20 protein-coding genes are annotated in these 21,206 nt (G+C 70.8%); 8 read left to right on the top strand and 12 right to left on the bottom strand.

Annotated features, from left to right (window positions below; translation table 11 throughout):
• The first annotated feature begins 3 nt into the window (after positions 1 to 3).
• Positions 4 to 1,077 (top strand): acyl-CoA dehydrogenase family protein, encoded by a 1,074-nt coding sequence (locus DL990_RS23250; RefSeq protein ID WP_125799880.1) that lies wholly within the window; start codon positions 4 to 6, stop codon positions 1,075 to 1,077.
• Complete coding sequence (locus DL990_RS23245; protein ID WP_125799879.1) at positions 1,074 to 2,582, top strand: long-chain-fatty-acid--CoA ligase; 1,509 nt, start codon at positions 1,074 to 1,076, stop codon at positions 2,580 to 2,582. Before DL990_RS23250 ends, DL990_RS23245 begins: the two co-directional genes overlap by 4 nt.
• On the opposite strand, the gene DL990_RS23240 is transcribed toward DL990_RS23245, so the two are convergent.
• From DL990_RS23240 to DL990_RS23215, 6 genes are all read right to left on the bottom strand, one after another.
• Entirely contained in the window at positions 2,579 to 3,124 is a 546-nt protein-coding gene (locus tag DL990_RS23240) for a LuxR C-terminal-related transcriptional regulator (protein WP_158632650.1), read from the bottom strand. The two genes, DL990_RS23245 and DL990_RS23240, sit on opposite strands and share 4 nt — an antisense overlap.
• A gap of 238 nt (positions 3,125 to 3,362) precedes the next feature.
• The gene (locus tag DL990_RS23235) at positions 3,363 to 5,129 is read right to left on the bottom strand and encodes an ABC transporter ATP-binding protein (protein WP_125799878.1); all 1,767 of its coding nucleotides are present in this window, start codon (positions 5,127 to 5,129) and stop codon (positions 3,363 to 3,365) included.
• The gene (locus DL990_RS23230) at positions 5,126 to 5,557 is read right to left on the bottom strand and encodes a lasso peptide biosynthesis B2 protein (RefSeq protein WP_125785408.1); all 432 of its coding nucleotides are present in this window, start codon (positions 5,555 to 5,557) and stop codon (positions 5,126 to 5,128) included. Before DL990_RS23230 ends, DL990_RS23235 begins: the two co-directional genes overlap by 4 nt.
• Positions 5,554 to 5,811, bottom strand: a complete 258-nt coding sequence (locus DL990_RS23225; RefSeq protein ID WP_125799877.1) for a lasso peptide biosynthesis PqqD family chaperone — start codon at positions 5,809 to 5,811, stop codon at positions 5,554 to 5,556. Before DL990_RS23225 ends, DL990_RS23230 begins: the two co-directional genes overlap by 4 nt.
• Positions 5,808 to 7,652, bottom strand: a complete 1,845-nt coding sequence (locus DL990_RS23220; RefSeq protein WP_125799876.1) for a lasso peptide isopeptide bond-forming cyclase — start codon at positions 7,650 to 7,652, stop codon at positions 5,808 to 5,810. Before DL990_RS23220 ends, DL990_RS23225 begins: the two co-directional genes overlap by 4 nt.
• A gap of 21 nt (positions 7,653 to 7,673) precedes the next feature.
• A complete protein-coding gene (locus DL990_RS23215) occupies positions 7,674 to 7,781 on the bottom strand; it encodes a keywimysin-related RiPP (RefSeq protein WP_125785405.1) in 108 nt (35 codons plus the stop codon).
• Between the two features lie 223 nt (positions 7,782 to 8,004).
• On the opposite strand from DL990_RS23215, the gene DL990_RS23210 reads away from it, so the two are divergent.
• Positions 8,005 to 9,099, top strand: coding sequence for an alpha/beta hydrolase (locus DL990_RS23210; RefSeq protein ID WP_125799875.1), 1,095 nt, complete (start codon positions 8,005 to 8,007; stop codon positions 9,097 to 9,099).
• Here the strand turns inward: DL990_RS23210 and DL990_RS23205 are convergent.
• Positions 9,051 to 9,656 carry a TetR/AcrR family transcriptional regulator gene (locus DL990_RS23205; RefSeq protein WP_125799874.1) on the bottom strand — a complete coding sequence of 202 codons (606 nt, stop codon included), beginning with the start codon at positions 9,654 to 9,656 and terminating at the stop codon, positions 9,051 to 9,053. The genes DL990_RS23210 and DL990_RS23205 overlap by 49 nt on opposite strands.
• Before the next feature lie 65 nt (positions 9,657 to 9,721).
• Here DL990_RS23205 and DL990_RS23200 point away from each other — a divergent pair, with 65 nt between their 5' ends.
• Together DL990_RS23200 and DL990_RS23195 are read left to right on the top strand one after the other, a co-directional pair.
• The gene (locus DL990_RS23200) at positions 9,722 to 10,147 is read left to right on the top strand and encodes an SgcJ/EcaC family oxidoreductase (RefSeq protein ID WP_125785402.1); all 426 of its coding nucleotides are present in this window, start codon (positions 9,722 to 9,724) and stop codon (positions 10,145 to 10,147) included.
• A 28-nt stretch (positions 10,148 to 10,175) separates the two neighbouring features.
• Positions 10,176 to 11,087, top strand: coding sequence for a hypothetical protein (locus DL990_RS23195; protein WP_125799873.1), 912 nt, complete (start codon positions 10,176 to 10,178; stop codon positions 11,085 to 11,087).
• Here the strand turns inward: DL990_RS23195 and DL990_RS23190 are convergent.
• The 3 genes from DL990_RS23190 to DL990_RS23180 are packed head-to-tail and all read right to left on the bottom strand — an operon-like array spanning position 11,080 to position 15,853.
• On the bottom strand, positions 11,080 to 13,773 hold the full coding sequence (locus DL990_RS23190; RefSeq protein WP_125799872.1) for a bifunctional GNAT family N-acetyltransferase/acetate--CoA ligase family protein: 2,694 nt from the start codon (positions 13,771 to 13,773) through the stop codon (positions 11,080 to 11,082). The genes DL990_RS23195 and DL990_RS23190 overlap by 8 nt on opposite strands.
• Position 13,774: 1 nt before the next feature.
• A complete protein-coding gene (locus DL990_RS23185; protein WP_125799871.1) occupies positions 13,775 to 14,947 on the bottom strand; it encodes an acetoin utilization protein AcuC in 1,173 nt (390 codons plus the stop codon).
• 57 nt (positions 14,948 to 15,004) lie between these two features.
• Positions 15,005 to 15,853: a sulfurtransferase gene (locus DL990_RS23180; RefSeq protein ID WP_125785398.1), complete on the bottom strand. Its 849-nt coding sequence runs from the start codon at positions 15,851 to 15,853 to the stop codon at positions 15,005 to 15,007.
• 109 nt (positions 15,854 to 15,962) lie between these two features.
• On the opposite strand from DL990_RS23180, the gene DL990_RS23175 reads away from it, so the two are divergent.
• From DL990_RS23175 to galE, 3 genes are all read left to right on the top strand, one after another.
• Positions 15,963 to 16,682: a metal-dependent transcriptional regulator gene (locus tag DL990_RS23175; RefSeq protein ID WP_125785397.1), complete on the top strand. Its 720-nt coding sequence runs from the start codon at positions 15,963 to 15,965 to the stop codon at positions 16,680 to 16,682.
• The gene (galK, locus tag DL990_RS23170; RefSeq protein ID WP_125785396.1) at positions 16,679 to 17,860 is read left to right on the top strand and encodes a galactokinase; all 1,182 of its coding nucleotides are present in this window, start codon (positions 16,679 to 16,681) and stop codon (positions 17,858 to 17,860) included. Before DL990_RS23175 ends, galK begins: the two co-directional genes overlap by 4 nt.
• Before the next feature lie 198 nt (positions 17,861 to 18,058).
• On the top strand, positions 18,059 to 19,012 hold the full coding sequence (galE, locus tag DL990_RS23165) for a UDP-glucose 4-epimerase GalE (RefSeq protein WP_125785518.1): 954 nt from the start codon (positions 18,059 to 18,061) through the stop codon (positions 19,010 to 19,012).
• Here the strand turns inward: galE and DL990_RS23160 are convergent.
• Together DL990_RS23160 and DL990_RS23155 are read right to left on the bottom strand one after the other, a co-directional pair.
• A complete protein-coding gene (locus DL990_RS23160) occupies positions 18,987 to 20,051 on the bottom strand; it encodes a DUF4192 domain-containing protein (RefSeq protein ID WP_125799870.1) in 1,065 nt (354 codons plus the stop codon). The two genes, galE and DL990_RS23160, sit on opposite strands and share 26 nt — an antisense overlap.
• A gap of 151 nt (positions 20,052 to 20,202) precedes the next feature.
• A complete protein-coding gene (locus DL990_RS23155) occupies positions 20,203 to 21,057 on the bottom strand; it encodes a M23 family metallopeptidase (RefSeq protein ID WP_125785394.1) in 855 nt (284 codons plus the stop codon).
• Positions 21,058 to 21,206: the final 149 nt, after the last annotated feature.

The following is a 21,206-nucleotide window of genomic DNA, read 5'->3' as shown; positions in this document are numbered from 1 at the left end:
CCCATGGACTTCACGCTCACCGAAGCACAGCAGGATCTCGCCTCGCTCACGAACCGGATCCTGACGGACAAGGTCACCCCCGACGTGCTGGGACCGCACGGTTCCGGCGGCTTCGACGCTCCACTGTGGACTTCACTGGCCCAGGCGGGGGTGCTCGACGCCGCCCTGCCGCAGTCGGTCGGCGGTGGCGGGTTCGGCTTGCTGGAGCAGTGTTCCGTACTGGCCGAGATCGGCCGCGCGGTCGCGCCCGTGCCGTATCTGACGTCGGTCGTCCTCGGCGCCGCGGCGGTGGCCCGGTTCGGGGACGGGCGGCTCGCGGAGCGCTGGGTCGTCCCGGTCCTGCGCGGCGACCACGTCCTCGCGGTGGCGCTGCCGGATTACGGTGTGCCCTGCGGTTTCACCGCCGAGGCCGACGGCGACGGCTGGCGGCTGACCGGTGCCCAGACGGCGGTGCCTTCGGGTGCTTTCGCGCACGGGTTCCTCGTCGAAGCCGCCATCGACGGCGGACGGCAGGTGTTCCTGCTCGACCGGGACGCGGTGACCGTCTCCCCGCAGCGGACCGTCGACCACGCCGACGCGGCACTCGTCGAACTGTCCGGCGCGAAAGCCGCGACCTCACTGGGCGACATCGGCGAATGGCTGCGGCTGCGGGCCACGATCGGCATCTGCGCCCAGCAGCTCGGCGTCGTCGAACGGGCGCTGGAACTGACCGCGGCGTACGCGCGGGAGCGCAAGCAGTTCGGCCATCTCATCGGGAGTTTCCAGGCGGTGCGGCAGCGGCTCGCCGACGCTTACGTCGACGTCGAAGCCGTCCGGCTGACGTTGTGGCAGGCCGCCTGGCGGCTGAGCGAAGGCCTTCCGGCGGCCGAAGAGGTCGCGACGGCGAAGTTCTGGGCGGCCGAAGCCGGGCATCGGGTCGCGCACACCGCCGTGCACATCCACGGCGGGGTCGGCATCGACGTCGACCACACGCTGCATCGTTACTTCGTCGCGGCGAAGCGGCTCGAGTTCACGCTGGGCGGCGCGACCGCGCAACTGCGCGGACTCGGCGACCTGCTGGCCGCGGATCCGGCATGACCCCCACGGTCACGGAACTCCTGCTCGCGCGGGCGGAGGACCGCTCGACCGGCCTGCTGTTCGAAGACCGGCGCTGGACCTGGGCCGAGCACGTCCGGGCCTGCGCCGGATACGCCACCTCGCTCGCCGGGCTCCTGCGGCCCGGCGGGCATTTCGGGCTGCTGGCGGACAACGTCCCCGAGTTCTCGTTCCTGCTCGGCGGCGCGGCGCTATCGGGGCACGTGCTGGTCGGCCTGAACCCGACGCGCCGGGGCGCGGCGCTGGCCCGCGACGTCGCGCTGGCCGACTGCGAGCTGGTGTTCGCCGAGGAAAAGTACCTGCCGCTCCTGTCCGAGGCCGGCGTCCCGGTGCTGCCGCTGAGCGAGCTCGAGCCGGCGCGGGAGGCCGTCGTCCCCGTGGCCGCGAAGCCCGAAGACCTGCTCATGCTGATCTTCACCTCCGGCACCAGCGGCGACCCGAAGGCCGTCCGGTGCACACACGGGAAGATCGCCTACCCCGGCGAGATGCTGGCGACGCGGTTCGGTCTGTCCACAGAGGACGCCGTGTACGTGTCGATGCCGATGTTCCACTCCAACGCCATCATGGCGGGCTGGTCGGTCGGGCTCGCCGCGGGCGCGGGGATAGCGTTGCGGCGGCGGTTCTCCGCTTCGGGCTTCCTGCCGGACGTGCGGAAGTTCGGTGCGACGTACGCCAACTACGTCGGCAAGCCACTGTCCTATGTGCTCACCACTTCCGAGCGGGACGACGACGCCGAAAACCCGCTGAAACTCGTCTACGGCAACGAAGGAGCGGAAGCCGACCTCGCCGCTTTCGGCAAACGCTTCGGCTGCCACGTCGTCGACGCGTTCGGCTCGACCGAGGGCGGCGTGAACTTCGGCCGGGACGCCACCACCCCGGCCGGCTCACTCGGCCGACTGCTCGACGGCGTCGCCGTCCTTGATCCGGGGACCGGGAAACCCTGTCCCCCGGCGGAATTCGACGCGGGCGGGAGGATACTCAACGCCGCCGAGGCGGTCGGCGAACTGGTCAACACCGGCGGCGCCGGCTTCTTCGCCGGTTACTACGGCGATCCGGCCGCCGAGGCCGAGCGGATGCGCGACGGGATGTACCACACCGGAGACCTGGCATATCTCGACGCGGATGGTTATTGCTACTTCGCGGGACGACTCGGCGACTGGCTCCGCGTCGACGGCGAGAACCTCGGTACCGCGCCGATCGAACGCGCGCTCCTCCGCCATCCTTCGGTCAGCGAGGCGGCCGTGTACGGGGTGCCGGATCCGAGGGTGGGCGACCGGGTGATGGCCGCCTTGGTCTGCCGGACGCCGATCGACGCGGCCGAGTTCGCCGCTTTTGTTGCCGCGCAACGCGATCTCGGGCAGAAGCAGTGGCCCCGGTTCGTGCGAATGGTCGAGGAACTGCCGCGGACGGCGACGCACAAAGTGCTCAAACGGGCGCTGGCGGCGGACGGGACCTCGGGAGCCTGGGAGGTGCGGTACCGGGACTAGACGCGCTTGGTCACCCGGCCGAGACTGAAACCCAAGGCCATCCGCGAGGTGGTGCCGAACCGGTCGTGCAGCTCGGACACGATCGTGCGCACGGTCCTGCTGCTCATGCCAAGGCGGTTGGCGACCTGATGGTCCGTGGCTCCCTCCACCAGCAGGTCCGCGACCTGCCGCTGCCGTCCCTTGAGACAGGCGCCCCGTCCGGGCCCGCCACCGAGCGGCCGCGACTCCGACCAGAGGACCCCGAAGAACTGACCGCAGGGACCGACGAGCGGGGGACGCAGCACCAGCGCGCCCGCGTGCAGGCTCACCTCGTCGAGCGGCACGACCGCGTACCGGGCGTCGAAGACCAGCATGTGCCGCAGCACTCCGCCGTACACCCTGATTTCGGTCTGCCTGGCCTTTTCGTGGTGCCGCACCAGCTCACCGCCCGCCAGCCGCGAGTCGACCACCAGCCGCCTGCGTCCCGGACTGAAGAGCATCGACTCCAGCAGCGCCGGGTCGCAGACGCCGGCCCGGCCGCCGTTGGAAAGAATTCCGGACACGAGTTTGGTGGTTTCACAAAACCGGTCGATACGCCTGAGCGTATCGCATCGTCCCGACAGCACCTCCACGAATTCCATTTGCCGACTCAATTGGCCACCGGCCAGTCGGTTGTAGATCATCTGAGCATCATCACCCGCCCATCCGAATAACCCATCCGACATCCCAGCGATCCATTCTCAAGAGCGCCCGGAAGATGCGACAGGGCCATCCGGGGGACGAGATGTCCACCATCGGGGACTATCCGGCGGAAGCCGCTTCGGCCGGTCGGCTTCCGGCAGACCGATCATCGGACAACTGATTCTCGACGAGCCGCCGGTACAGCGGGCAGGACACGGCGAGCTCGTCGTGCGTGCCGTCACCGGCGACCCTGCCCTCGTCGAGCACCAGTATCCGGTCGGCCCGGCGGACGGTGGCCAGCCGGTGCGCGATGATCAGCAGCGCGCATTCACGTCCGGCCCGCTCCAGCGCCATGGCCAGCGCGAGCTCGTTGATCTGGTCGAGATGCGCACTCGGCTCGTCGAGAAGCAGCAGGTCAGGCCGGGTGAGCAGAGCGCGGGCGATGGCGACCCGCTGCCGCTCACCGCCGGAGAGCATGTTCCCGCGTTCACCGACCTGGGTGTCGAGCCCGTCGGGCAGGCCGGCGACGAGCCCGGCCAGGTTGACCATGTCCAGCACTCGCGCGAGTTCCCCCGCGTCGGCGTCCGGTGCCGCGTACACGAGGTTTTCCCGCAGCGTGCCGTGCAGGATGGGCACGTTCTGGTCGACCAGTGCCAGCCGGGAACGGCAGTCGGAGAGTGACATTCCGTTCAGGTCGACGCCATTCAGCAGTACCGTTCCGGAAAAGGGCTGATAAAAACGCTCGGCCAGCGAGAAAATTGTCGACTTTCCCGCCCCCGACTTTCCGACCAACGCCACACTCGTACACGGTTCGACCCGGAACGAAACATCGTCCAGCACCGTCCTTTTCCCGTAGGAGAATCGGACGTCGCGAAATTCCAGCACCGGCGCGGACCGCCCGGGGAGTATCGGTGAGCGGCTTACCGTGTCGCTTTCGACGGGCAAGAGGGAGGCCTCGTGCACCCGCTGCAGCGCGCCCATGCCGCGCTGGACGAGGCCGATTCCCTGGAGCAGGGAGATGAGCGGCACCACCAGATAGGTCGCGTACAACAGGAACGCCACCAGCTCGCCCAGCGAGGTCGCGTTCGCCGCCACCCGCGCCCCGCCGATGAGCAGCACCAGCAGAAGCGAGCCGCGGATGGCCAGTTCGACGGCCGGGGTCATCACCGAGGTCAGCTTGGCCGCCTGCACCCCCGCGGCGAAGGCCGACTCGGCCCGTTCGCCGATCCGCCGCTCCTCTCGCGGCTCCGCCCGGTTCGCGCGCACCATCCGGATCGCGCCCAGCGCGCGTTCGAGGTCCGCGGCCATCTCACCGACGCCGCGTTGCGTCCGCTCGCCGGCCGCGCGGAGCCTGCCGAGCAACGCGGCCACCACGACGGCGGCGACCGACACGGTCGCCGCCACCAGGCCGAACAGCACCGGGTCGAGCAGCAGCATCAGCACCGCCGTGCCCAGTCCGGTCAACCCGCCCGCGACGAGCTGGACCGACGCGGTCGACACCACGTCGCGCAGCACGGTGGTGTCGACGCTGAGCCGGGAGATCAGGTCGCCGAGCCGATGGTCCTCGTAGGCGGGCATCCGCAGCCGCAGCAGGCGCGCGATCATCCGTCTGCGCACGCTGAGCACCACGCGTTCACCCGATCGCTCCAGCATGAACAAGCCGAGCCCGTCCACGGCGGCCTGGACGAGGAAAAGCCCGGCTATGCCCGCGATGAACCACCAGGAGAGTGGCCGCGTGCCCACCGAGTCGATCCCGTGCCGGACCAGCAACGGCTGGAGCATCCCCAGTCCGGACGCCGACACGGTGAGCACGATGGCCAGTGTCAGCACCCTCCGGTGGCCCGCGGTCAGCCGCAGCAGATCCCGGAAGCCCGCCCGATCGCTCATCGGACCCGATCCGGCGGTCCGACCGCGACGAGCCTCGCGAAATACCCGGCGGAGACCCCTTCGCCGACAGGCTGCCCGTCCACCTCGACCCAGGCGTGCGCACCGAACGGCGGCCGCGCCCGGACGCCGACGCACCACGTCGGCCAAACACCACGCAGCCTGCACAGCAGCGTGACCGCCAGCGACCTGGGCAGGCAGCCTTTCGGACCGAGGCAGACCAGGCTGACCGCGAGCACCGCCTCCCTCGCGGCCTCCGCCTGCTCGCGGGTGGCGGGCCGGGCGCCGCGGCGGAGTACGCCGAACACCAGCCGGATCCGGTGGGGCGGCAGCATCGCGATCAGCCTGGCCACGGCGACCGCCTGCCGCGCGGCGAGCCGCCGCCCGAACGGCAGTGATCGCGGCCTGCTGAGCGCGCTCGGGGTGGTCACGGTGTCACCAGGCCCGCCGCGCGCAGACCCTCCACCAGCGCGGTCACGTCCTGCTCGGCACGCTCACGCGAGACGTCGTACTCCTCGATGAGCGCGCCGGCCGCCTCGTCGCTGCCACCGCCTTCGAGCAGCGTCCGCACGACGATCCGGCCACTCGGGTTGAGCTGGAAATACCGGCCCTTGCGCTCGTCGAGCAGCACTGACCCATAGTCGGTGTCCACAATGGACACGTTGGGGCGGAACGCGAGGCTCATTTCTCCTCCAGAGAGAGCAAGGGCTTCGAGAACGTGCGCAGCCAGACCTCGCAGCCGATGGTCGGATACAGGATGCTGTCGCGAAGTTCCGGTGTATCGGGCCGCGATGCCAAGGCGCCCAAGCGATTCCGGTCGACGAGGCCGAGCTCGGCCAGCCGCGGGTCCGCCCACAGCTCGCGCAGGTCGCCGCGGCAGGCCCGCAGACCCGCCGCGGCGTCCATCGACGCCTGCGCCTTGCTGGTGCGGGCCAGGCATTCGCCGGGTACCACGCCGCGCATGGCTTCGGTGAGCACCGGTTTGTACGCCCACGGCGTCACCCGGTCGTCCGGCCTGATCGACAGACAGGCCTCGATCACCCGGTCGTCGAGGAAGGGCGACTGGATCGGCAGCCCGGCCCGCGCGCTCATCTGCTCCCATTGCCGGATGATCCGCGTGCAGGACAGGATCTGCTCCAGGTCCGCGTGCTCGCCCCTGGTCCTGCCGAGCGGCTCCGCGGTGAGCGCCGCGTCGCGGATCGCCACGCTCGCCAGCTCTTTCGCCTCCGGCGTCACCCAGTCGAACAATCGGGGCGGAGTGCTCCAGCCCAGCGCCGCGGTCACCGGTGCGGTCTTCGGCGCGCGGACGTCGGCCGCGGCGTCCGAGAGCCACCGGCGGTACGAACGGGAATCGGCCAGCGCGCGGACCATGCCACCGAGCGGCCAGGTGAACAACGCGCGGAAACCCCGGAGCGCGCCCAGTGCGAACAACGGGCGTCGCCGCAGAATCGTGTGATAGTGCGCTTCTGAGCACCAAGCGACGTGATCGCCGCCGATGCCGGTCAGCCGGACCCTGCTGCCCTTGGCCGCCAGCGGCGCCAGATCGCTGAGCAGCCTGGCCCTGTCCATCATCCCGATGGTCGGTTCGTCGAGCGGATCGTCGATTTCGAGCAGGCCCGCATAGACCAGCGGAGACGCGGCGACGTCCCACACCACATGCTCGACCTCGGGCAGATGCGCCGCCGCGCGCGTCGCCCAGGTGAGGTCGTCGTCGGCCGGGTCGAGTCCGGGCCAGGTGCTCGCCACGATCTTCGCGTCGCCGCGTGCGGCGAGGAAGGTCACCGAGGTCGAGTCCAGGCCACCGGAAAGATCACAGGCGACCACGCCACCGGCGGCCGTGCGCGCGTCGACCGCGGCGGTGAGCGCTTCCCGCACCAGCGGCGCGCCTTCCGCGAGCGAGCGTTCCGGGCGCGGCGGATCCCACCACCGCACCGTGCGGGCGGCGAGGCCGTCCGGCGCGAGCACGAGCGCGCTGCCCGGCTCCACCCCGTGCACCCCGCGCCACATCGGCTTGTGCAGCAACGGATGCGGGACCGGGAACAGCAGCCGGACCGCGAGCATCCGCTCGTCGATGTCCGCGCCGGCCGCGTGGGCGAGGATGTCCGCGCGGTCGGCAGCGACCACTACGCCGCCGATCCTGGTGTGGTGGACCAGCCGCAGCCCGGACGCGGTGCCCTGCACCCGGCAGTGCCCGTCCACCGAGGCCACCAGGTGGAAGCTGCCGGGCAGTTTCGCCGCCAGCGCGCCGAGCCCGCCGGGATCGCGCAGCCGCGCGGCCGCGATGGTCAGCTCCTTCTCGGTGACCGGGCACCAGCCGATCACCGCCAGCCTGGTCCGCCCAGCCGAGGCCACGACGATCCCGTCGTCCGGCCACCGGCCGGTCAGCCACGGCCGCCCCGACGCGTGGGCGAGCGTCCGGGACCCAGGTGCGTGCAACCGCGGGGCCACGGCGAGAGCGGCTTCGTGGTCGGGAAAGACCGCGAAGTACTCCTCGCCGTGACCCAGCGTGTCAACGACTTGACGCATCGACGCAGACGGTCAGCGCGTTCAGTTCTTGCTGAGGATCAGCCGGTCGTTGCCCGACGACTGCAGCAGGCCGGTGACCTCTTCGAACTCGCCGGCCTCGATCAGCATGGGGGTCTCGTATTCCTTCATGGCACTCACCTCTCGTCGGATTTCCTTCGGTCCGGGCGTGCACGCGCCATCACCGAACGTAACAAGGTGCTCGCCGGTTCTACAGCGAACGAAGCTTCCGGAACCGGCAATTGCCACAAGCGGCACTCGAGGTGCGATCGAGGAGACCCGGGGCCGATCCCAGGGTCGGCACCGGTGATCTTCCCGATGTCCCGGGACCGGCCAACTCCCTACGTTCGGTGCCATGGAACGAATCACGCGCCGGATCGGCGTACTCGCCACCGCGCTCGCCCTGCCCGCCGTCCTCCTCACGCCGTCCGCGTCGGCGGCACCCGTCCGCTTGAGCCTTCCCGTGCCGACAGGCCCGTACGCGGTCGGCATCACCGATCTTCACTTGGTCGACCACTCCCGCCAGGACCCGTGGGTTCCGGGCGTGACGCGGGAATTGATGGTCACCGTGCGGTACCCGGCCCTGCCGACGGGACCGAAAGCGCCGTACATGGCGCCGGGTGTCGCGAAGGTGGTGGCCGAGGGCGACGCCGTCAAGCTGGGCATCGCCGCGGATCGGCTCGACTACCGCTTCCCCACCCACTCCCGGACCGGTGCCCCCGCGGTCGGCGGCAAACGGCCTGTCGTGCTGTATTCGCCCGGGGGCACCTTGTCGCGTTCGCACGGCACCACGCAGATGGAACAGCTCGCGAGCGAGGGTTACGTCGTGGTGGCCATCGACCACACCCACGAGGCCGAGGCCGTCGAGTTCCCCGATGGCCGCGTCGCGAAGAAGGCCTTGCCGCCGTCGAGCATCGAGGTGTCGAAGCGCCTGATCGAGACCCGCGTCCAGGACACCCGCTTCGTCCTCGACTCACTCCACCTGACCCGGGTCGGCATGTTCGGCCACTCCGCCGGCGGGTTCACCGCGGGCGAGACGATGGTGACCGATCGGCGCGTCGTCGCCGGGGCGAACCTGGACGGCAGCATGGCCCATTCGCAGTCGCAGCGGATCTTCGGCCGCGTCGCCGACGAGGGGCTGGACCGGCCGTTCCTGCTGATGAGCGCGGGTGACCACAGCGCCGCGTCGGACGCGTCCTGGCAGGAGTTCCTCCGCAACCAGCGCGGCTGGACCGGCGAGTCGCGGTTGCCGGACGGCGAGCACTTCAGCTTCACCGACTACCAGACCTTGTTGCCACAGCTGGGCAACGCCCCGGCCGCGTTCATCGGCACCGTCGACCCGGCGCGGAGTGTCGCCGCGCAACGCGCGTGGCTCTCGGCGTTCTTCGGCAAGAACCTGCGTCACCGGAGCAGCGACACGACCAGTGTGTCCTTGAGCCAGGCTTCGTAGTCGTCGTGACTCCACCCAGCCTCGGTGACGAGGCTGGCGTGGACGTCTGCGCTCATCAGGGCCACGGCGATGTCCGCGGCCCTGGGCACCACGGCGCGGCCGCCGGTCCGGACCCGGTCGATGACCAGCTCGACACCGAGCCGGTTGCGCCGGGCGCCTTCCGCCTGTGTCGCGGCGATGTCCGGGTCCACGGCCGCGCCGGAACCCAGCATCGTGACGATGTCGCCACAGCGCTCCCGAACCTGCCGCGCGACCGTGGCCAGCAGGCCGAGCAGCGCGACCGGGTCCTCGGTCCGCCCCGCCTCGGCGACGAGGTCGGGAATCCCGGCCTCGTCGTGGAGGAGGTCGACGAGGCCGCCGAGAACACCGGCTTTCGAGCCGAAGTGGGCGTAGATGGTCTGCGGGGACACCCCGGCTTCCTGGGCGATGAGGCGGATCGGCGTCCGCGCGTACCCGCGTTCGGCGAACAGCCCGCGGGCCGCCGTCAGGATCGTGCGCAGCGTCAGAGCCTCACGACGGTCGCGCAACCGGACGATGCCGGGAAGGTCCGCGGGCATGTATGCTCCTCGAAAGTTGGAACGTTGTTCTAACTTATGGATCGCTGTTACAAGAGAGGATAGCGATGACCACCGAGGAGATCATCACCGCGCTGGAACGCGCCTGGAACGCGGGCGACGGCGAGGCGTGGGCCGCGAACTTCGCCGAGGACGCGGACTTCGTCGACGTCGTCGGCCGGATCCAGCGCGGGCGGGCGACGATCGCGCGCGAGAGCCAGAACATCTTCGACACCATCTACCGGGGCAGCACATTGGAGATCCGGCAGGTGTCGAGCCGCCCGCTCGGCGGCGGGTTCGACCTCGTACACACCGCGACCAAACTGTCCATCCCCGCCGGTCCCATGGCCGGGGAGGCGCAGGCGGTCCAGACGAAGCTCATCCACGACGGGCGAATCGTCGCGTTCCACAACACCATCCGGGGAGACATCGCGGCGTTCGCTCGCCACGACGCGGACCTCGGCGCCCGCTCGCCCCAAGAGTGGGATTCCTGACCGGCGCCGTTCCCGGCAGACTGACGGCGTGACGCGCCTGAGGAAGCATTGGCTCTGGCCGCTCGTGATCAGCGTGCTCGCGCTCGGCGCCTTCGCCGGACTCGGCCTGCTGACCCGGGCGGTGCTCGGCTCGCGAGGCAACCGGGCGCTGGCCGACACCGGCGGGTTCGGTGTGTGGTCGATGCTCATCGGGGCGTCGGTGGTGTTGTTCGCCTTCCTGTTCGCGCATTCGATCCACCTCACGGCCTGGCGTCGCCTTGCCGGGGTCGCGGTCTGGAAACCGGCGCTGGCGTACGGGATCTTCGCGGCGATCCTTTTCGCTTTCCAGTGGAAGGCCGGTTCGCCGATCGGCGAACTCAAACCCACGACGGCGATCGGGGTGTCGCGGACCCTGCTCGCCCTCGGCCTGATCGCGGCGGCGCCCGCGGTGCTGGGCCTGTGGCTCAACCACACACGCCTCCGCCGCATCTCGCGGGTGTTCGACGGCGAGACCAGGGAGCAGGCCGTCGACGTGCTCGGCGAACTCCTCGAATGCAAGCGCGCCAACGGTGCCTGTCTCGCGGTGCTGGCGCTCATCGTGTCCACGGCGGTCATCGACGCCGGGGCCCAGCGCCGGGCGTTCCTCGCGACAGGCACCCCGAAAGAGGCGTTCCCACCGGAAAGCGTGCTGCTCTACGGCGCGTTGTTCACCGCGATCTCGCTCCTGCTCTACGTCCCGGTGTTCCTCGCGTGGAAGACCCGGTGCCTGCGGCTGGTCGACGAGATCTACCCGCTGCCGCCCGACGCGCGGCCCGGCGAGGACTGGCTCGCCGGACGCGCCCGGCTGACGCAGGTTCTCGGCACCGACACCACGGTGGGCAAGACCGTCACGGCGGCGTTCGGGATCCTCGCGCCGCTGGCGGCGAGCGTCCTCAGCATCGTGCTGCCCGGGCTCAAGTAGGGGCGTTGATCGGCCGCAGCCGTCGCGGCCCGGTGTCGGGACGGGAAGGCGGCGGGCCAAGCACGATGCGGGCGTTGGCGACGAACGCGCCGCCTGGCGAGGCCAGGATCGGGTCGAGCGTCATCGAACGGACCTCGGGGTTGTCCTCCGCGAGCGCCGCGACACGCAGCACGATGTCCTGGAGCGCGGCCAGATCCGCCGGTTCGTCGCCGCGGTACCCGGTGAGCAGCGGTGACGTCCGCGGCTCACGCAGCAACGTGGCGGCGTCGACGTCGGTGAGCGGGACCGCGCGGTAGGCCCTGTCCCCCAGCAGCGTGCTGACCAGCCCGGAGAGACCGAACGACACGAGCGTGCCGAACGACGGATCGTCCTGCAGCCCGACCACACACGAAATGCCCTTGGGCGCCATCCGCTGGACGTAGACCTCGTCGTCATGGGAGATCTCGCGCAGATCGGCGTACGCCCGGCGCACTCCGTCCACAGAGGACAGATCGAGCCGCACACCCGCGAGGTCCGGCCTGCCGCGCAGCCGTTCGTCGACGGCCTTGAGGGTGACCGGGAAGCCCAGCTCCTCAGCCGCCTTCACCGCCTCGTCCGCGGACGAGGCGACCCGGAACGGGACGACGTCGATGCCGTAGCAGCCCAGGAACCGGACCACGTCGTCGTCGGACAGCAGCGTCGTCTTGCCTTCCTCGTCCGCCAGCAGTTCGGAGACGATCACCTGCGCCTGCTCGGCGTGCAGGCCCGCGGGGCGCACCAGATTGCCCTGCGGCCGCTGCCGCCAGGCGGCATAGCGCACGACCCGCGCGAGCGCGTTCACCGCCCGTTCGGGGCTGGGGTACGACGGGACCGAACCTCGCGTCGGCACGCCGTCCTCGGACAACACGGCCAGCTCGTCCGGCACCCCCTCGACGGCGAGGAAGGTCGACACGATCGGCTTGTTCTTGTCCAGCTCGACGACGGCCTCCCGCAGCGCGCGGGCGTAGGCCGTACCCGGGATCGCGAGCGGCGGCACGAAGACCACGACGAGCGCGTCGGTCTCCGGCGAGTTGAGTGCTTCGCGCACGGCGTCGGCGAATTCCTCCGGGCTCGCCTGCGGTCCGACGTCGACCGGATCGACGGCCAGCCGGAGCCCGTGCGCCCGGGCGGTGTCGGCGGCGAGCAGCCCGATGGCGCTGGAGTTGCCCACGATGGCGACCCGCGGCCCGGCGGGCAACGGCTGATGCGCGAAGACCAGCGCGGTATCGAAGAGTTGCGCGAGCGTGTCGACGCGGACGACGCCAGCCTGCTCGAACAGGGCCTGGACACTGGACTCGTCGACCTCCGCCGAAGTCGCGGCGAGCTGCGGGCGGACGGCGTGCCTGCCGGATTTCACCGCCACCACCGGCTTCGTCCGCGCCAACCGCCGCGCGAGCCGGGCGAACTTGCGCGGGTTGCCGAACGATTCCAGGTACAGCAGGACGAGGTCGGTCGCCGGATCGGTCTCCCAGTACTGGAGCAGGTCGTTGCCGGAGACGTCGGCCCGGTTCCCCGCCGAGACGAACGTCGAAAGCCCGAGACCGCGCGCTTCCGCGTCGGCGAGGATGGCGGTGCCCAGCGCGCCGGACTGGCAGAAGAACCCGGTGCGGCCGCGCGCGGGCAGGCGGGGCGCGAGGGTGGCGTTGAGCCGGACCGAGGAGTCGGTGTTGAGCACGCCCAGCGCGTTCGGGCCGACGACCCGCATACCGTGCGCCCTGGCCTCCCCGACCAGTCTCAGTTCGGCGTGCAGCCCGTGCGGACCGGCCTCGGCGAACCCGCCCGAGACGATCAGGAGGGTCTTGACCCCCTTGGCCAGCGCACCGTCCAAAACGGACTCGACGGCTTCGGCGGGCACGGCGACCACCGCGAGGTCGACGTCCTCGGGAATGTCCACGACGGACGGATAGGCCCGCACGCCGCGGACGGACTTGTGCTCCGGGTTGACCGGGTAGACCGTGCCGGCGAAGTCGGCGCTGAGCAGGTTCGTGAGGGCGACGTAGCCGATCTTCGTCGGATCGGTGGACGCGCCGATCACCGCGACCGACTTCGGATGCAGCAGGTTGTGCACGCTGCGCGCCTCGGCGGCCTGCTCACGGGAGCGGGCGACCGCGAGCGACTCCTCGGTCGGGTCGATGTCGAACTCCAAGTGCAGCACGCCTTCTTCGATCTCGCGGCTGACCTGGTAGCCCGCGTCGCGGAACACGCGGACCATCGCCGCGTTCTCGGCGAGCACTTCGGCGACGAAGCGGCGAAGCCCGCATTCCTTGGCGGCGGCGGCCAGATGCTCCAGGAGGATCGACCCGAGCCCGCGGCCCTGATGGGCGTCGTCGACGACGAACGCGACCTCGGCCGACGGTCCGTGTTCGAGCCGTTCGTAGCGGCCGACCGCGACGATGTCGTCGCCCAGCAGCGCGACGAAGGCGACCCTGTCGTGGTGGTCGACGACGGAGAACCGTTCGAGGTCCCGCTGCGGGATCCGCGGATAGGCGCCGAAGTACCGGAAGTACCGGGTGCGTTCGGACAACCGCCCGTGGAAGGCGACGAGCCCGTCGGCGTCACTCGGGATCACCGGGCGCAGGTGCACGGTGCCGCCGTCGGAGAGCAGGACGTCGGCCTCCCACTCCCTCGGGAAGTCGTAGGGGTCGCGTTTGGTGTCCTCACTGGCCATGTCAGTCCCTCGGATCGTCCGGATCGAGGCCGTGCAGCGGGAAGATCGCCCGGCGGGTGTCGCGGATGGCGATGTCGACCGGCTCGTCCGCCCCGTCTCCCCACGGGACGTACGCGGTGTCGCGGTCGTCGGACATGCCGGGCGGGATCTCGGCTTTCGGCGCCGCCCTGGAGATCGACGCGACCCAGTTCGGCGGCAGGGCCGTCGCCGGATCGACGTCGCGGTCGAGCACGGTGGCGAGCAGATGGGTCCAGGACCGCGGCACCACCCGGATCAGCTGGTAGCCACCGCCGCCCACGGCGAGCCAGCGGCCGCCCGCGTGCGCTTCGGACAGTTCACGCAGCCGCCGGTAGATGGCGCGATGGCCGTCCACGGAGAGCGAGAGGTCCGCCAGCGGGTCTTCCTCGTGGGAGTCGACGCCGCATTGGGTGACGAGGATCTGCGGCCGGAACTGTTCCAGCAGCGACGGCACCACCGCCTCGAACGCCCGCAGCCAGCCGCCGTCGCGGGTGCCCGGCGGCAGCGGCAGGTTGACCGCGGTGCCCTCGGCCCCGCCCTTGCCGATCTCCGCCGAGTAGCCCGTGCCAGGCCACAACGTGAACGGATGCTGGTGCAGGGAAACGGTCAGCACCCGGGGGTCGTCGTAGAACGCCTCCTGTACGCCGTCGCCGTGGTGGACATCGGTGTCGACGTAGGCGATGCGGTCGAATCCGTGGTCCAGCAGCCACGAGATCGCCACCGAACAGTCGTTGTAGACGCAGAAACCCGACGCCTTGCCGGGCATCGCGTGATGCAGGCCGCCTGCGATGTTCACCGCCCTGGTGGCCTCGCCCTCGGCGATCTTGCGCGCCGCCAGCAGCGTCGAGCCGACGACGAGCGCGGAAGCCTCGTGCATACCGGTGAACACCGGGTTGTCCTCGGTACCGAGCCCGTGCGCGAAATCGGCTCCGGTCATCGGCGCCTGCCGGACGGCCTCGATGTACTCGCCGAGGTGCACCCGGCGGAGCTCGTCTTCGCCCGCCGGGCCGGGGACGAGCAGTTCGACCCCGTCGAGCACGCCGAGTTCGGTGGCGAGCCGGATGGTCAGTTCGAGCCGGACCGGGTTGAACGGATGCTCGCCGCCGAGGTCGTAACCCAGCAGCGAGGAGTCCCATACGACGGCCGGTGCTCGCATGGTCGGAACTCTAGTGCCCTGACGCGGCTCACGCGTCGTTCCGGACCCGCCCGCGGGTCAGCCGGGCAGATCGCCGGTGGCCACCGGACGCTCCGGATCGCGTGACCAATGCGACCACGAACCCGCGTACAGCGCCGCGGGCTCCGGGTGACCGGCGACCTCGAGCGCGAGTACGACGGACGAGGCGGTGACCCCCGATCCACAGTAGACACCGACCGGGTTCTCCGGGGCCACGCCGAGACCTTCGAACCGCTCGGCCAGTTCCGAGGCATCACGCCAGCGGCCGTCCTCCGCGAGATGCCCGGAGAAGGGCGCGTTGACCGCGCCGGGGATGTGCCCGGCGCGCGGGTCGATCGGCTCGGTCTCCCCCGCGTACCTCGGCCTCGCCCGCGCGTCGAAGAGCAGCCCGTCCCTGGCGAGGGCGGCGGCCTCGTCGGCGTCGAGCACCGGCATGCCACCGGGCTTCACGACGATGTCGCCCCCCGCGGGCGAGGGGACCTCGCCGGTGAGCGGGCGCTCTTCCTCGGCCCAGGCGGCGAACCCGCCGTCGAGCACGGCGACCTCGGTGTGTCCGGCCCAGCGCAGCAGCCACCACGCCCTGGCCGCGACCGAACCGTCGGAGTCGTCGTAGACCACGACCGGGTGCCCGGCGCGGACCCCGGCCGCCCGCAGGTGCCGTTGCAGTGTCGCCGGTTCCGGCAGCGGATGGCGGCCGCCGTCACCCGGCTCCCCGGCGAGCGCCGTGTCGAGGTCGACGTACACCGCGCCCGGGAGATGCGCCTCACGGTAGGAATCGGCACCGGGCGGGCCGGCGAGCCGCCAGCGGACGTCGAGGATCACGGAACGTGCCGGTTCCGGCCCGGAGAGCTGCGCGGCTAGTTCGCCGGTGGTGATCATGGGGCGCATACGACCATCTTTCCGTGCCTCACGGCTCCACGCCCAGCTTGGGGGGACTTTTCCCGCCTCGGCGCTTGTTCTCCCCACGCCTGCGTCGCTGTCGGTGCCAGCGACTACGATGAGCAACGCGGACGAAGGGGACAGCGTGAACGATCTCATCGACACCACAGAGATGTACTTGCGTACGATCTACGAGCTCGAAGAAGAAGGTGTCGTCCCGCTGCGGGCCCGGATCGCGGAGCGGCTGCAGCAGAGCGGCCCGACCGTGAGCCAGACCGTCGCCAGGATGGAGCGCGACGGACTGGTCGTGGTCGCGGACGACAGGCACCTGCAGCTGACCGAACACGGTCGCGAGCTCGCCATCGCGGTCATGCGCAAGCATCGCCTGGCCGAGCGCCTCCTGGTCGATGTCATCGGCCTGGAGTGGGAGCACGTCCACAACGAGGCCTGCCGCTGGGAACACGTGATGAGCGAGGCCGTCGAGCGCAAGCTGGTCAAGCTGCTCGACCACCCCACCACGTCGCCCTACGGCAACCCGATCCCGGGGCTGGACAAGCTCGGCGACGGTGATCCCGCCCCGCCCGCCGAGGCCGACCTGGTGCGGCTCGACGAGTTCGCCCGCATGGGTGGCGGCGAGGTCGAGATCCGCCGTATCGCCGAGCACGTGCAGCTGGACGAGGCGCTGATGACGGAGCTCAAATCCGTCGGCATCGTGCCCGGCAGCCGGGTCAAGGTCGGCAAGGCGGCACCCGGCGGGACCATAGAGGTCACCGGCGGGGACAACACCGCGCAGGTTCCCGTGTCGGCGCTGCACGCCGTGCTGGCGCAGGCCAGGTGAGCGCCGCGTCCGACGCCGCGGAGACCTTCCAGGCCCTCCACGGCCGGGCTCCGGCGGGCGTCTGGTCCGCACCCGGCCGGGTGAACCTGATCGGTGAGCACACCGACTACAACGACGGTTTCGTGCTGCCCTTCGCCCTCCCGCACCGGCTCGCCGCCGCGGCGGCCCCGCGCGAGGACGGCGTGCTGACCGTGGCCACCCTCGGCTCGGACGGCAGGGTTCAGGAATCCGGCCCGCTCACGATCGCCGATCTGCGGCCCGGCTCGGTCGACGGGTGGGCCGCGTACCCGGCGGGAGTCGCGTGGGTGCTGCGTGACCAGGGCCTCGGCGGCGGCGCGGACGTGGCGATCGCGGGGGACGTGCCCTCGGGGGCGGGCCTGTCTTCCTCCCACGCGCTCGAATGCGCGGTGGCGCTCGCCCTCCTGGGGCTGGCGGGCATCACTCCCGGGGCAGGCGCGGGTTCGCCGAGCCTGCACGAGGTGGCCCGCTGGGTGCAACGTTCGGAGAACGACTTCGTCGGTGCGCCGACCGGTCTGCTCGACCAGACCGCTTCCCTGTGCTGCACCGAATCGAACGTGCTGTTCCTCGACGTCCGCTCCGGTGAGATGGAGCAGGTGCCGTTCCCGCTGGAGGAATCCGGCGTCCGAATCCTGATCATGGACACCCGCACGAAGCACTCGCACGCCGAGGGCGGCTACGGCGAACGCCGGCGGGGCTGCGAGCGCGCCGCGGAACTGCTCGAGGTGAAGGCCCTCAGGGACATCGACGTGGACGGGCTGGACGCCGCCCTCGACAAGCTGCCGTCCGAACTCGTGCCGCTGGTGCGCCACGTGGTGACGGAGAACCAGCGCGTCCTCGACACCGTGGAGCTCCTGCGGGCGGGCCGGATCACCGAGATCGGTCCTCAGCTGGACGCCTCGCACGTCAGCATGCGCGACGACTACCGGATCTCCACCCGGGAACTCGACCTCGCCGTCGATTCGGCCCGTGAAGCCGGGGCGCTCGGCGCGCGGATGACCGGCGGCGGCTTCGGCGGCTCGGCGATCGCACTGGTCCGCGAGTCCGATGTGGACTCGGTGGGCCGGGCGGTGAAGGCCGCGTACGAAGCGGCGGATCTGCGCCACCCCAGGCTGTTCACCGCGGTGCCGTCGCGCGGCGCCGGCCGCGACGAGCTCTAGCCCGGGGTCGGCCCCGGGAAAGCCGCTTCGGCGTGATTCGCGTGCTTGAAGGCGGAACACGGTGAGGCCGGATTTCGTCGAGCACACCCGTACCCCCGGGCGAACCTCGTCGCCGGGGGCGAGGACACTGGGCCGCGACCGCATCCGCAGCAGAAAGGCGCGAACGTGACCGACGAACCGACCAAGACCCTGAAGCTGATGGTGACGGGCGGAGCCGGTTATGTGGGCAGTGTCTGCGCGGCCCGCCTCATCGAGGCCGGGCACGACGTCACCGTGGTCGACGACCTCTCCACCGGGCACGCCGACGCGGTGCACCCGGACGCCACCTTCGTCGAGGGCGACGCCGCCGAGGTCGCTCAGCGCCTTCTCGGCGACGGCTTCGACGGTGTCCTCCACTTCGCCGCCAAGTCGCTGGTCGGCGAGTCGATGACGGATCCGGCGAAGTACTGGGAAGGCAACGTCCTGACCTCGCTTCGCCTGCTGGAAGCGATGCGCGACCACGGCACGAAGCGGCTGGTGTTCTCCTCCACCGCGGCCACCTACGGCGAACCGGAGTCCTCCCCCATCCCGGAGACGGCGCCGACGCGGCCGACCAACACCTACGGCGCGACGAAGCTGGCCATCGACCACGCGATCACGTCGTTCTCGCGCGCCCACGGCATCGCCGCCGTCAGCCTGCGCTACTTCAACGTCGCCGGCGCCTACGGCTCCTTCGGCGAGCGGCACGCCACCGAAACCCATCTGATCCCCCTCGTGCTCCAGGTCGCCACCGGGGACCGCGAGCGGATCCAGATCTTCGGTGACGACTACCCGACCGCCGACGGCACCGCCATCCGCGACTACATCCACGTGGTCGACCTCGCCGACGCGCACCTGCTGGCCCTGCGCCACGCGGCCGACGGCGAGCACCGCGTCTACAACCTCGGCAGCGGCACCGGTTTCTCCGTGCTCGAGGTGATCGAGGCGTGCCGCCGCACCACCGGTCACGAGATCCCCGCCGCGGTCGCGCCGCGCCGGGCGGGCGATCCGTCGGTGCTGGTGGCCTCCAGCGAGCGGGCGAACGACGAACTCGGCTGGAAGCCCGAGCGCACCGACCTCGACGGCATCGTGGCCGATGCCTGGGCGTTCACCCGGTCCCGCCAGACCGCCTGAGGCGGATCTCGGGAGTTCCGTCGTCCCGCTGTCGCAGGACCACCCTGGCCACTTCGGACGGCTGCACCATCGCGTGCAGAGCCCTGGTCAGCAACTTCGTCAGCCCGTGTTCGGGGTCGGTTTCGCCGGCCCTGACCAGGGCGATCCCGGCGGTCGCCAGGTCGCCGCGGGCGTAGGCGGCGTGCGCTTTCAGCGCCAGCGCCTCGGCGGCTTCCGGCGCCGGGAGTTCCCGGGCCAGCGTGAGCCAGAGCTCCTCCGCCGTGCGGGCTAGGGGTGACTCCGCGGGGGCGGCGGTGAGCATGCAGGCGCCCCGGACCTCGACCAGGGAAAGGGCCCAGGCCAGCCGGACGGCCTGGTCGTCGGTGATCGTGAGGTCGCCGTCGTCGGCGCGGGCGAGCGCGGCGTTCACCTCGCCGACTCCCGCCCCGACGAGATCTCCGCCTCGCCATGGCGGATCGGCCATTCTCGTGAGGAGATCGGCACGTCTGGCGAGTGTCTCCGGCGCGACGGGGTCGAAGAGGCGCTCGACTTCTTCCCGGCTCGCGTGCGTGATCTGCCCGGCACCGGTGACGATCGCGGCGGCCACCGAGTCGCGCGGATCCGGCAGGCGACCGCCACAGGTTCTGTCCCGGTAACAGCCCCACCGCACGTCGGCGGCGATACGCGGAGCCCACACCGAATGCTTCAGCGAGATGTCGTACTCGGCCAGCGAAGCTTCCAGGCGCCGGATGAACCGGCGTCGCGGTGGCCGGCCCGCCTTGTTCAAGGTGCCACCGCCGACCACCGCCACGGTGGCACCGGTGTGGCGGGTCACGGCGAGCCTGATCGCCAGGTCACGCGCCTGGTCGTGTTCCAGGCCCGGGGGTGGCAGGTCCACGCGCATGACGAGGCCTTGTTGCTTGCGTCCCGGGCCGCGCAGGCCGAAGACGACGACGGAATCCTCGGGATGGAAGCCGAGGAGGTACGGGATCGCGGCGAGCAGGTCCGCCGGATCCGTCAGATCGACCGTGGTACTGCCGGTCGGGGTGGATGTGGTCATGCCCCCACCCTGCGGCGGGAATGGGGCCGCTGGGTGGGGGCGGGACACATCTGTGGACAGCCGGGGCCGTTGTGGACAACCGCCGCGGGACGGGGTCGCGGGGACGCCGATCCTGTCGGTGGGATGGTCTACAGTGCCCGGCCCCGCGGGGTCAGCCGCAGTGTTCGAACGGGCTCTCGTAGGCGTTCGACCCGACCGAGCCGCCCCACTTGACGCAGGTCGAGGCGGCCGTCTTCTTCACCGGTCCGGCGTAGTAGGTGAAGCTGCCGGAGTCGGTCACGCGAGCGGACCCCTGGACTTCGAGGAACGCCGACACCGGCGACGCGGTGCCGAGGGAAACCGCCTTCAACGTGGTGACGCAGTTGGCCTTGGTAGAGGCGTTGTAGAGCAGGTACGCCGTTCCCGCGCTGTTCGCGAGCCCTTGCGAATCGACGACCGAGAATCCGCTGCCGCACACCTCGGTGGCGTCGTACGGGTTGCCGCCGCACGAGTTCTTGCTGGTGAAGTTGGTGTGGCCGTAGTACGGCACCGCGACCCCGTGCAGCACCGCCTTCTGCGCCACCCCGTTGAGCCGCTGTTCGAAGTGCAGGTGCGGACCGGTCACCCCGCCGGTCGCCCCGGCCGTGCCGATCTGCTTGCCGACGCTGACGGCCTGGCCGACCGAGACGGACTGGGTCGACAGGTGGGCGTACCGGGTCCGCCAGCCGCCACCGTGGTCGATCTCGACCCAGCGCCCGTAGCTCGTGCTGCCTTCGTTGGCGACCCTGGTGATGGTGCCGCCCGCCGACGCCAGCACCGGCATCCCGGTGATCCCCGACTTCTGGAAGTCGACCGAGTTCGCCGGGCTGTGCCCGCTGAACGTCGCCGCCGTGACCGTGACACCGCATTTGAAGGGGACCTGGAAGTTCGGGGCGGCCGACGCCTGCGTCGTACCGGCGAGGGTCAGGCCGAGCGCGGGCAGAACGGCGGCCGCGGCGAGCACTGCGAAACGGCGCAACCTGGACATGGAGACCTCCATCAGGTGGGGAAGCCGGACAGGCCGAAGCAAAGCCGGGAGAAATACATTTTCCGTACAAGCCCGAGGTCGGGTGGGTGTTTTCCACCCGGAACGCCGGATGCCACGTCCCGCCGGCCCTCCATCGCGGCGTCACCACG

Source organism: Amycolatopsis sp. WAC 01416 (assembly GCF_003947485.1).
Taxonomy (GTDB): domain Bacteria; phylum Actinomycetota; class Actinomycetes; order Mycobacteriales; family Pseudonocardiaceae; genus Amycolatopsis.
The sequence above is the reverse complement of the archived record's forward strand: the minus strand, read 5'-3'. Positions and strand labels throughout refer to the sequence as shown.

Excerpts from the sequence above, each read along its gene's own strand:
- DL990_RS23250 (WP_125799880.1), top strand. The coding sequence starts at position 4 with ATGGACTTCACGCTCACCGAAGCACAGCAGGATCTCGCCTCGCTCACG.
- DL990_RS23245 (WP_125799879.1), top strand. The coding sequence starts at position 1,074 with ATGACCCCCACGGTCACGGAACTCCTGCTCGCGCGGGCGGAGGACCGC.
- DL990_RS23235 (WP_125799878.1), bottom strand. The coding sequence starts at position 5,129 with ATGAGCGATCGGGCGGGCTTCCGGGATCTGCTGCGGCTGACCGCGGGC.
- DL990_RS23225 (WP_125799877.1), bottom strand. The coding sequence starts at position 5,811 with ATGAGCCTCGCGTTCCGCCCCAACGTGTCCATTGTGGACACCGACTAT.
- DL990_RS23220 (WP_125799876.1), bottom strand. The coding sequence starts at position 7,652 with ATGCGTCAAGTCGTTGACACGCTGGGTCACGGCGAGGAGTACTTCGCG.
- DL990_RS23215 (WP_125785405.1), bottom strand. The coding sequence starts at position 7,781 with ATGAAGGAATACGAGACCCCCATGCTGATCGAGGCCGGCGAGTTCGAA.
- DL990_RS23210 (WP_125799875.1), top strand. The coding sequence starts at position 8,005 with ATGGAACGAATCACGCGCCGGATCGGCGTACTCGCCACCGCGCTCGCC.
- DL990_RS23205 (WP_125799874.1), bottom strand. The coding sequence starts at position 9,656 with ATGCCCGCGGACCTTCCCGGCATCGTCCGGTTGCGCGACCGTCGTGAG.
- DL990_RS23200 (WP_125785402.1), top strand. The coding sequence starts at position 9,722 with ATGACCACCGAGGAGATCATCACCGCGCTGGAACGCGCCTGGAACGCG.
- DL990_RS23190 (WP_125799872.1), bottom strand. The coding sequence starts at position 13,773 with ATGGCCAGTGAGGACACCAAACGCGACCCCTACGACTTCCCGAGGGAG.
- DL990_RS23185 (WP_125799871.1), bottom strand. The coding sequence starts at position 14,947 with ATGCGAGCACCGGCCGTCGTATGGGACTCCTCGCTGCTGGGTTACGAC.
- DL990_RS23180 (WP_125785398.1), bottom strand. The coding sequence starts at position 15,853 with ATGCGCCCCATGATCACCACCGGCGAACTAGCCGCGCAGCTCTCCGGG.
- DL990_RS23175 (WP_125785397.1), top strand. The coding sequence starts at position 15,963 with ATGAGCAACGCGGACGAAGGGGACAGCGTGAACGATCTCATCGACACC.
- galE (WP_125785518.1), top strand. The coding sequence starts at position 18,059 with ATGGTGACGGGCGGAGCCGGTTATGTGGGCAGTGTCTGCGCGGCCCGC.
- DL990_RS23160 (WP_125799870.1), bottom strand. The coding sequence starts at position 20,051 with ATGACCACATCCACCCCGACCGGCAGTACCACGGTCGATCTGACGGAT.
- DL990_RS23155 (WP_125785394.1), bottom strand. The coding sequence starts at position 21,057 with ATGTCCAGGTTGCGCCGTTTCGCAGTGCTCGCCGCGGCCGCCGTTCTG.